Genomic DNA, 9509 nt, shown 5'->3' with positions numbered 1-9509 from the left:
CGGCTGCTCTGGCACACCGCGCACTCTGGGGCACCACGCGCTCCGGGAGAGCGCGTGCTCTGGGACACCGCGCGCTCTGGGATAGCGTCTTTAATGTCTGGGCAAGTCCCGGAGGACAAACCTGTACAGGGAGCGCTCATGGGCAAGAAGGCTCTGATCATCGTCGACGTGCAGAACGACTTCTGCGAGGGCGGCTCGCTCGGTGTCGGCGGCGGCGCCGGCGTGGCCGCCGCCATCTCCGCCCACGTGGCCGAGCACCGGTCCGGCTACGCGCACATCGTGGCGACCCGCGACTTCCACCTCGACCCGGGCGACCACTTCGCCGAGGAACCCGACTTCGTCGACTCGTGGCCGGCGCATTGCGTGATCGGCACACCGGGCGCCGACTTCCACCCCGACCTCGCGCTCGCCCCCATCGAGGCGGTGTTCAGCAAGGGCCGCGAGGACGCCGCCTACAGCGGCTTCGAGGGCGTCTCCGACGACGAGCAGCCGCTCGCGGACTGGCTCGCCGACCGCGGCGTGGACACCGTGGAGATCGTCGGCATCGCGACCGACCACTGCGTCCGGGCCACCGCCGTGGACGCGGCCCGCGCGGGCCTGCGCACCACCGTCCTCCTCGGGCTGACCGCCGGGGTCGCCAAGGCCACCGTCGACAAGGCCCTGGAGGAGATGACGCAGGAAGGCGTCACCCTGGCCGGCGCCCCGGTGGTGACCGCCTGACCATGACCGCCCCCAGGGTCATCATCATCACCGGAGTCTCAGGAAGCGGTAAGACCACCATCGGGACGCTGCTCGCCGAAAGCCTCGGCTGGGAGTACGCCGAGGCGGACGAGTTCCACTCCAAGGCCAACATCGACAAGATGCGCGAGGGCCGGCCGCTCACCGACGCCGACCGGCTGCCGTGGCTCAAGTCCATCCGCGCCTGGGTCGACGACCGCCTCGCAACCGGCCGCCCCGGCGTCGTGACCTCGTCCGCCCTCAAACGCTCGTACCGCGAGCTGCTGGGGGGCGGCCGCGCCGAGGTGGCCATGGTCATGCTCGACGCCGACCGCGAGCTGATCACGGAGCGCTTGAAGCGCCGCTTCGGCCACTACTTCAAGGGCGACCTCCTGGCGTCCCAGTTCGCCGACCTGGAACTCCCCGCCCCGGACGAAGGTGTGGTCCACGCCCCCATCGACCGCACCCCCGAGGAGACGGTCGCCCACATCCTGGACGCCCTGGGCCTGGCCTCCGGCGACCCGTCGACCCGGACGCGGCCCTAACCCGGCGACCGCCAACGTCCCCCACCTCGCCGCAAGTCGACGAAAAGCCGGGCGCCGTCAGAGGAAGCGGCGGATGGGGTTGATCGCCGCCTCCTTAACGCGCTGCCTGGCGGAGCGGTCGTCCCAGCGGGCGTGGTCGATCCGCACGCTGCGGGTCAGGTCCTCGTCGAAGTGCTCGTTCAGGGTCGCGGTGAGGTCGTCGTCGATGACCGCCAGCATGACCTCCTCGTCGTGGTCCATGGACCGGCGGTTGAAGTTGGTGGAGCCGACGAGGGCGACCGTGTCGTCCATCAGGACGATCTTGGTGTGCAGCATCGTGGGCTGGAACTGGTGGATGCGCACGCCGCAGTCCAGGAGCGTCTCGTAGTGGCGCTGGCTGGCCAGCCGGCTGACCCGCTTGTCGGCGTGCGGGCCGGGCAGCAGCAGCTCGACCTCCACCCCGCGCCGCGCGGTGGCGCACAGCAGCTCGGTGAAGAAGTCGTCGGGGGCGAAGTAGGCGGACGCCAGCCGGACGCGGTGCTGCGCCGACTCCAGCACGACCCGGATGAGGGTCTGCATGTCCTGCCAGCCGATGCTCGCCGAGCCCCGGACGACCTGGACGACCGCGTCCCCGGCCTGGGGCTGCTCGTTGAAGCGGTCGCGATCGTCGATGAGGTCCGGGTGGGACTCGGCCCAGCTCTGCGAGAACGCGGCGGCGATGCCGTCCACCGCGGGCCCGCGGACCTGGAAGTGGGTGTCCCGCCACTCGCCGGGGCCGCGGGCGTCGCCGCACCATTCCTCGGCGATGCCGACCCCGCCCGTGTAGGCGGTGTGCTCGTCCACGACCAGGACCTTGCGGTGGCAGCGGTGGTTCTGCTTGAACGGCGACAGCTGGTGCGGCTTGCGGAACCAGGCCACCGTCACCCCCGCCTCCTCCATCCGGTTCAGCAGGTCCCGCTCGATCTTCAGGGCGCCGACGCCGTCCAGCAGCAGCCGGACCCGGACGCCGGCGCGCGCCCGCTCGGCCAGCGCCGCGGCGAACTCGGTGGCGATGTCCCCGCGCCAGTAGACGTAGGTCATCATGTCGACGGTGTGCCGCGCGGCGCGGATCGACTCCAGCATCGCCGGGAAGATCTCGTCGCCGTTGCGCAGCGGGAGCACCGCGTTCCCCTCGGTCGCCGCGATCCCGATCAGCCGCTCCAGCCGCCGCCGGATGCGGCTGCGCTCGTCGGCGTTCGACGCGGGCCGCGGGGCGGGTACCGGCGTACCGGGCGGGTCCTCCGGCCGGTCCGCTGCGACGTCGTCCGGGGCGCTGGTTCGTTCGGTCATCAGGTTCTCCTCGATGCCCTGACTGCGGGGGCAGAGTCACCTTATGGCCGGTTTTTCGTAAAGTACGCCGTTCACCGCGCTGAGCTGCGACGACGCGCCCCCGGGTACGGACGTTCCGCAGGAGCGGGAACCTGGCGACGGCCGGGCCAGTGCGCACTTCCCGCCCGGCCCGCCCAGGGGACGTCAGTGGCGGCGCTTGGCGGCCCAGTCGCGGATCTTGGCGATGCGCTTCTGGATGTCCTCGGCGGTGGCCTGCGCGATGGCGGGACCGCCGCACGCGGCGCGCAGCTCGGTGTGGATGACGCCGTGCGGCTTGCCGGTGCGGTGGTTCCAGGCGCCGACGAGGCCGTTCAGCTCGCGGCGGAGGGCGGCGATGTCCTCGGCGGCGGTGCGGTCGGCGCGCGGGTCACCGGTCTTGCGCTTGCGCTCCCCCGCGATCTGCTCGGCCTGCCGCTTGCGCAGCAGCGCCGACACCTGCTCGGGCTCCAGCAGACCGGGGATGCCGAGGAACTCCTCCTCCTCGGCGGAGCCCGGCTCGGCGTGCATGCCGAACTCGCCGCCGTCGTACAGGACGCGGTCGAACGTGGCGGACGCCTCGACCGTCTCGAACGGCAGCTCCTCGCCGACGTCGGAGGTGTCCTGCCTGCGGTTCGCCTCGGCGAGCAGCTCGTCGTCCAAGCCGTCCTCGCGGACCGGCCGGTCGAGGACGTGGTCGCGCTCCTCCTCCATGTCGGCCGCGTGCCCCATCAGCGTCGGCACCGACGGCAGGAAGACCGAGGCCGTCTCCCCGCGCCTGCGGGCACGGACGAACCGGCCGATCGCCTGCGCGAAGAACAGCGGCGTGCTGGTGGACGTGGCGTAGACGCCGACGGCGAGGCGCGGGATGTCGACGCCCTCGGACACCATCCGGACCGCGACCATCCAGCGGTCGTCGGTGTCGGCGAACTGCTTGATCTTCTTCGACGCGCCCGGGTCGTCCGACAGCACGACCGTGGCGCCCTGCCCGGTGACCGCGCGCAGCATCTTGGCGTAGGCGCGGGCCGTCTCGTGGTCGGTGGCGATGACCAGGCCGCCCGCGTCCGGGATGGCGCGGCGCAGCTCGCTGAGCCGCCGGTCGGCCGCGGCGAGGACCTGCCGGATCCAGTCGCCCTTCGGGTCGAGGGCGGCGCGCCACGCCTGGGACATCTGGTCCTGGGTGAGCGGCTCGCCGAGCGTCGCGGTGATCTCGTCGCCCGCCCGGGTGCGCCAGCGCATCTCCCCCGCGTACGCGAGGAAGATCACCGGGCGGACGACGCCGTCGGCGAGCGCCGGGCCGTAGCCGTAGGTGTAGTCGGCGCGGCTGCGCCGGATTCCGTCCGGCCCCTCCTCGTACTCGACGAACGGGATCGGGTTGACGTCGGTGCGGAACGGCGTGCCGGACAGCGCGAGGCGCCGCGCGGCGGGCTCGAACGCCTCCCGCACGGCGTCGCCCCACGACAGCCCGTCGCCCGCGTGGTGGACCTCGTCGAAGATGACCAGCGACTTGCGCGACTCGGTGCGGTTGCGGTGCAGCGCGGGACGCGCCGCGACCGTCGCGTAGGTGACGGCGACGCCGTGGAAGTCCTTGCCGACCGGCCCCTGCCCGTTCTGGTACTCCGGGTCGATCCGGATGCCGACGCGGGACGCCGACTCCGCCCACTGCCGCTTGAGGTGCTCGGTCGGGCACACGATCGTGATCGCGGAGACGACGCGGCGCTCCATCAGCTCGCGGGCGAGGCGGAGCGCGAACGTCGTCTTACCGGCGCCCGGCGTCGCGACGGTGAGGAAGTCGCGCGGGCCGGGCTTGGTGCCGTCCGTCCCGAAGTAGGCCTCCAGCGCCTGCTGCTGCCAGGCGCGCAGGGACGACGCCGTCCCCCAGGCGGCCCGCTCGGGGAAGGCGGGAGGCATGCTCGATGCGGCGAAGGTGCTCACGGTCATTGAAGGCTACCGAGGCGGACCGACAGATCGTGCTCCGGACGCCGGTCCTGTGCCGAGATCCACACCCTCACCCGCCGCGGTAGGCGGCCCACGCCGCCCGGACACGGCGGCCCTGACCTGCGGTGAACTCCCTCATGCAGGAGTCGTGGGCGTAGTTCATGAAGTTGTGGACCGGGTCGCCGCCGCGCTGCGGGCAGGTGTCCCGGCCGTGCGGGCACCCGTCCGCGGGCCGCGCCTCGTACGGGGTGTCGGCGATTCCGTCGCCGGGCGGGCGGCACCCGTTCTCGAACGTGTGGAACAGGCCGAGCCAGTGCCCGGTCTCGTGGACGGCCGTGTACCCGCGGTCGTAGTTGCGGAACGACCCGCCCGGCAGGCTGCGGAAGTCGACGACGACGCCGTCCATGTGCGGCGCCCTCCGGTACCACTGGGGGAACGTGGAGAAGCCCAGGACGTCGGTGCCCACGGCCGCGGTGTAGATGTTGAGCGTGCCGCGTCCGCCCTTGCGCAGCCGCCGCTTCATGGAGCTCTCGTACGTGCGCGGCCGGTAGAACCACGCCGAGCTGTTGGTGTGGCTGTAGCCGGTCAGGCGGAACCGGACGCCGGTGTCCACGCCGCCCCTGCCCCCTCCGTACGCGGCGTTCAGCGTGTCGACCTGCCGGCGGATGTCGCTCACCGACAGCCACCCCGTACGCCCGTTGTGGACGACGTGGAACCGCACGGGGACGACGACCGGCCCCGACCGGCGCAGCGCGGAGTCGAGACGCCGCTCGTCGGATGTGCCGAACCGGTCGGTGAGCTTCTGGCGGAGGTCGCCGAGCATGCCGACGACCTCCTCGTGCCCGAGATGCGCGTGGTCGCGGGGATGCGCGGACGTCCGGGCGGCGGAGTCGGGACCGCACCCGTCGTCGGGCTCGGTCACCGGCGCAGCCCGGACCCGGGCCCGGTCACCCACAGGAACAGAAAGCGAACACACCGTAACCATCAGTGCGCATAGCGAAACCCCGGCCAACCGCCGCATACATCCCCCCGAATGTACGAACCCGTATCTGTGATCAGAGGCCCCGCGGAGAACCCCGGCAAGGGACCGCGGAACCGTGCGCGCACGCAGAATCAGCGGCGCGCCCTCCGCCGCCTACCGGCGGCGGGCCGCCCCGCGCTCCCCATCCTCGACCGGATGAGGAGCGGTCACTCCTTGTCGCCCTCGCCGCCCGGCTTCATGGACTCGTAGATCTCCTTGCACTCCGGGCAGACGGGGTACTTCTTCGGATCCCGGTTCGGCACCCAGACCTTGCCGCACAGCGCGATCACCGGCGTGCCGGTCACCGCGCTCTCGGTGATCTTCTGCTTCTTCACGTAGTGGGCGAACCGCTCGTGGTCGCCGTCACCGTGCGAGAGGTCGGGCCGGACATCTGTCCGAGTGTCGCCGTCGGGAAGGATCTTCGTGCTCACGTGTTCACCTTAGTTGAGCGTGGGGTCGTCGGGGAAAGTGGAGACGAACGCCAGGTCGCCGCCCTGCCTGCGCAGCACGTCCTGCCAGAGCCGGTCCGGGTCCGCGGCGAACACGTCCCCGGCCTCGGCGGGCACCAGGTACCACGAGCCGTCCTCGACCTCGGAGCGCAACTGGCCCGCCGCCCATCCCGCGTAGCCCGCGAACACCCGCAGCTGCAGCAGCTCGGCGGCCAGCAGGCCGGGCGGTGCCTCAAGGTCGACCAGGCCGACCCTGGCCACCTCGGTGCCGCCGTCCAGCGCCCGCCACCCCAGCGGCTCGTCCTCACCGGGGAGCCGGGCCAGGGCCAGCGCGTTCTCCAGCGCGACCGGCCCGCCCTGGAACACGACGGCGGGCCCGGTGACGAGCTCCGCCCACGGGGGCAGCACCCGGTCGACGGGAATCTCGGTCGGCCGGTTGAGGACGACCCCCAGCGTTCCCCCGTCGCCGTCGTGCTCAACGAGCAGCACGACGCTCCGCCGGAAGTTGGGATCCTCCAGCTGAGGGGTCGCGACCAGCAGGAGCCCCACCCTGATGCCGTCTTCCATGGGTTCCATGATGCGTTGTGCGGACCTCCGGCGGCACGCTCCCCCACTCGTTAGCCTGTTACGCATTCCTATCGATGGGGATATCGGCACGACAAGGTCCTAGGTTAAGAATGATCTAGCGACATCGGCCACCCGCTTGGCGGAGCCCGGCGGGCCGAGGAGGACAGCGATGCAGTTGCCGCGGGTCGTCATCGCCGCCGTGTTCTTCGTCATCGGGGCGCTGATCGCGATCCCGGCCCTCATCAACGGCACGTCGGGCGAGTCGAGCGCGTCGACCTCGGCGACCACGCCCGCCAGCCCGAGCCCCTCGGAGTCACCGACGTCGCCGAGCCCGTCCAAGACCCCGGCCTCGCCGGTGACCGCGTCGATCGGCTCGGAGGTCTCCTGCCCGGCCCGCACGGTGCAGGTCACGGTCCGCAACACGGGCGGCCGCACCGAGGACTTCGGGATCGAGAAGAACGACGACACCGCCGCGATCCCCGGCGAGATCCCCGCCAACTCGACCCGGACGGTCGCCGTCGAGCTCCGCGAGGACCGCACCACCCGCGTCACCGTCAACTGGGCCAACAAGCGCGTAGCCGACGCAACCGTCAAGGCGAACTGCAAGAAGGCGGGCGCGGCACCGGCACCGACCAAGACCCCGCCGGAAGAACTCCCGGAAACCGGCCCCAACACGGTCCTCTGGGCCCGCGGCGCGACCGGCGTGGCGATCATCCTGATGGGCGCCATCATCTTCTGGTACGGCGGGATCTGGCCCCGCCGCCGAGACCAGATCTTCCCGAAGAAGCAGTAATCGCCAGAAGTGATCCTGGGCTAACACAGCCCCTGGGAGATCACGCCTCGGTGCGGGGACGTCCCCCGGCCGCTTCGCGCACCGCACCGGCGACGAAGTTGCTCACGTCCGGGTGGAAGACGCTGGGGACGATGTAGTTGGGCCCCAGCTCGTCCGGCGTCACGACCTCGGCGAGGGCCTTGGCGGCGGCGGCCAGCATGTCCATGGTGACGATGTCGGCCTGCGCGTCCAGGAGGCCGCGGAAGACGCCGGGGAACGCCAGCACGTTGTTGATCTGGTTGGGGTAGTCGCTGCGGCCGGTGGCGACGACGGCGGCGTGCTCGCGGGCCTCGTCCGGGTCGACCTCGGGCTCGGGGTTGGCGAGCGCGAACACGATCGCGTCGTCCTTCATCGTGGCGATGTCGGCGCCGGTGAGGATGCCGGGGGCGGAGACGCCGATGAACACGTCCGCGTCCTTGACCGCGCCGCGCAGGTCGCCGGCGTAGCACTCGGGGTTGGTGTGGTCGGCGATCCAGGAGAGCGAGTCGTCCATGTCCGCGCGGCCCTTGTGGACGGCGCCCAGGTAGTCGCAGACGACGAGGTCGCGGGCGCCCGCGTGCATGAGCAGTTTCAGGATGGCGTTGCCGGCGGCGCCCGCGCCCGCCATCGTGATGCGGACCGAGCCGATGTCCTTGCCGACGACGCGCAGCGCGTTGGTCAGCGCGGCCAGCACGCAGATCGCGGTGCCGTGCTGGTCGTCGTGGAACACCGGGATGTCGAGCAGCTCGCGCAGCCGGGCCTCGACCTCGAAGCAGCGCGGCGCGGAGATGTCCTCAAGGTTGATGCCGCCGAACGCGGGCGCGAGGATCTGGACGGTCCGGACGATCTCGTCGGTGTCCTGGGTGTCGAGGCAGATCGGCCAGGCGTCGATCCCGGCGAACCGCTTGAACAGGGCGGCCTTGCCCTCCATGACGGGCAGCGCCGCCTCCGGGCCGATGTTGCCGAGGCCGAGCACCGCGGAGCCGTCGGTGACGACGGCGACGCTGTTGCGCTTGACCGTCAGCCGGCGGACGTCCTCGGGATTGCGGGCGATGGCGAGCGAGACGCGGGCGACGCCGGGCGTGTAGGCCATCGACAGCTCGTCGCGGTTGCGCAGCGGCACCTTGGACTGCATCTCTATCTTGCCGCCGAGGTGCATCAGGAACGTCCGGTCGCTGACCTTGTGGATCTTGACGGACTCGATCTGCTCCAGCGCGGCGGCGATGGCCTCGGCGTGCTGGGTGTCGCGGGTCGCGATCGTGACGTCGATGCGCAGCGTCTCGTGGCCGGCGGTGTTGACGTCGAGGGCCGTGACGATGCCGCCGGCGTTCTCGACCACCTGGGTGATCTGGCTGACGGCCCTGCCGCCCGCGGGCACCTCCAGCCGGACGGTGATGGAGTACGACACGCTCGGCACGCTCGCCACGGCTAATGCTCCCTCTGCTCCGGGGTTGTCCACGCGTCCCGCGCGCCTCGCTCCGGCCGGGGCGGTGCGTCCGGGGGCCGCGGCCCGGTCTCGCGTCCCGTTGCTCACACCGCCAGGGCCGCGACGACGATCAGCTCGACGGTCGCGGGAACGGGCAGCCTCGTGGTGTCGATCACGAGGTGGTAGAGCCGCGGATCGGCGGGGTCGGCCCCGTAGAAGTGCTTCACGTAGGCCGTCCGGGCGCGGTCGTTGTCATCGAGCATACGCTCAACATCGCGATCACGTGGACCGCTCCGCGCAGCTCGTCGCACCCCCGCCATGTCCGGCGCCATGTCCGGCGCCATGTCCGGCGCCATGTCCGGCGCCATGTCCGGCATCTCGGCGGCGGCACGCGCCAGCCGCCGCTCCCGCGGCCCGTCGAGCCGGACGTGCAGCACACCCCGGTGCCCGGCGAGCACCAGGGCGCCCGCCCGGCCGAGCAGCACTCCCCCGCCCCCGTCGGCCATGCGGCCGATGACGGCCTCGGTGTGCGCGACGAAGTCCGCGGGCTGCGCGATCGTCCGATCGGGAAGGTAGACGTCCATGCCCAGAGCGACGGTGGGCAGCCGCGCGGCCTCCGCGAGGATCCGCCCGATACCGCTCAGCGCCCGCCCGTCATGGACGAGCGCCTCCTCCAGCGTGCACCCGATCTCACTCGCGACCTGCTCGGGAA

The 9509-nt window shown here is 71.8% G+C and carries 10 protein-coding genes; 3 read left to right on the top strand and 7 right to left on the bottom strand.

The features are described from left to right. Window positions 1-138 precede the first annotated feature (138 nt). Both E1200_RS27130 and E1200_RS27125 read left to right on the top strand, forming a co-directional pair. Window positions 139-720 carry an isochorismatase family protein gene (locus E1200_RS27130; RefSeq protein WP_131954913.1) on the top strand — a complete coding sequence of 194 codons (582 nt, stop codon included), beginning with the start codon at window positions 139-141 and terminating at the stop codon, window positions 718-720. 2 nt (window positions 721-722) lie between these two features. After that, window positions 723-1262 (top strand): gluconokinase, encoded by a 540-nt coding sequence (locus E1200_RS27125; RefSeq protein ID WP_131954912.1) that lies wholly within the window; start codon window positions 723-725, stop codon window positions 1260-1262. A 57-nt stretch (window positions 1263-1319) separates the two neighbouring features. On the opposite strand, the gene E1200_RS27120 is transcribed toward E1200_RS27125, so the two are convergent. From E1200_RS27120 to E1200_RS27100, 5 genes are all read right to left on the bottom strand, one after another. Continuing rightward, window positions 1320-2570: a phospholipase D-like domain-containing protein gene (locus E1200_RS27120; RefSeq protein ID WP_131954911.1), complete on the bottom strand. Its 1251-nt coding sequence runs from the start codon at window positions 2568-2570 to the stop codon at window positions 1320-1322. Window positions 2571-2753: 183 nt separating this feature from the next. Beyond that, the gene (locus E1200_RS27115; RefSeq protein ID WP_131954914.1) at window positions 2754-4496 is read right to left on the bottom strand and encodes a DEAD/DEAH box helicase; all 1743 of its coding nucleotides are present in this window, start codon (window positions 4494-4496) and stop codon (window positions 2754-2756) included. A gap of 97 nt (window positions 4497-4593) precedes the next feature. Next, window positions 4594-5445, bottom strand: coding sequence for a zinc metalloprotease (locus tag E1200_RS27110; RefSeq protein ID WP_243708857.1), 852 nt, complete (start codon window positions 5443-5445; stop codon window positions 4594-4596). Between the two features lie 266 nt (window positions 5446-5711). Then, the gene (locus tag E1200_RS27105; RefSeq protein WP_131954909.1) at window positions 5712-5975 is read right to left on the bottom strand and encodes a DUF3039 domain-containing protein; all 264 of its coding nucleotides are present in this window, start codon (window positions 5973-5975) and stop codon (window positions 5712-5714) included. A 9-nt stretch (window positions 5976-5984) separates the two neighbouring features. After that, complete coding sequence (locus E1200_RS27100; protein ID WP_131954908.1) at window positions 5985-6560, bottom strand: YqgE/AlgH family protein; 576 nt, start codon at window positions 6558-6560, stop codon at window positions 5985-5987. Window positions 6561-6729: 169 nt separating this feature from the next. Between E1200_RS27100 and E1200_RS27095 the strand changes: the two genes are divergently transcribed. After that, on the top strand, window positions 6730-7353 hold the full coding sequence (locus E1200_RS27095) for a hypothetical protein (protein ID WP_131954907.1): 624 nt from the start codon (window positions 6730-6732) through the stop codon (window positions 7351-7353). 40 nt (window positions 7354-7393) lie between these two features. On the opposite strand, the gene E1200_RS27090 is transcribed toward E1200_RS27095, so the two are convergent. Both E1200_RS27090 and E1200_RS27085 read right to left on the bottom strand, forming a co-directional pair. Next, on the bottom strand, window positions 7394-8797 hold the full coding sequence (locus E1200_RS27090) for an NAD-dependent malic enzyme (protein WP_131954906.1): 1404 nt from the start codon (window positions 8795-8797) through the stop codon (window positions 7394-7396). A gap of 104 nt (window positions 8798-8901) precedes the next feature. Then, window positions 8902-9509, bottom strand: a 608-nt coding sequence (locus E1200_RS27085) for a cytidylate kinase family protein (RefSeq protein ID WP_131954905.1), incomplete at its 5' end; no start/stop codon positions are given.

It is taken from the genome of Actinomadura sp. GC306 (genome assembly GCF_004348665.1).
Classification (GTDB): domain Bacteria; phylum Actinomycetota; class Actinomycetes; order Streptosporangiales; family Streptosporangiaceae; genus Spirillospora.
This window is presented reverse-complemented; position numbering and strand designations above follow the sequence as displayed.

Bases quoted from the DNA above. Each gene is read 5' to 3' on its own strand.
- E1200_RS27130 (WP_131954913.1), top strand. From the start codon at position 139: ATGGGCAAGAAGGCTCTGATCATCGTCGACGTGCAGAACGACTTCTGC.
- E1200_RS27125 (WP_131954912.1), top strand. From the start codon at position 723: ATGACCGCCCCCAGGGTCATCATCATCACCGGAGTCTCAGGAAGCGGT.
- E1200_RS27120 (WP_131954911.1), bottom strand. From the start codon at position 2,570: ATGACCGAACGAACCAGCGCCCCGGACGACGTCGCAGCGGACCGGCCG.
- E1200_RS27115 (WP_131954914.1), bottom strand. From the start codon at position 4,496: ATGCCTCCCGCCTTCCCCGAGCGGGCCGCCTGGGGGACGGCGTCGTCC.
- E1200_RS27100 (WP_131954908.1), bottom strand. From the start codon at position 6,560: ATGGAAGACGGCATCAGGGTGGGGCTCCTGCTGGTCGCGACCCCTCAG.
- E1200_RS27095 (WP_131954907.1), top strand. From the start codon at position 6,730: ATGCAGTTGCCGCGGGTCGTCATCGCCGCCGTGTTCTTCGTCATCGGG.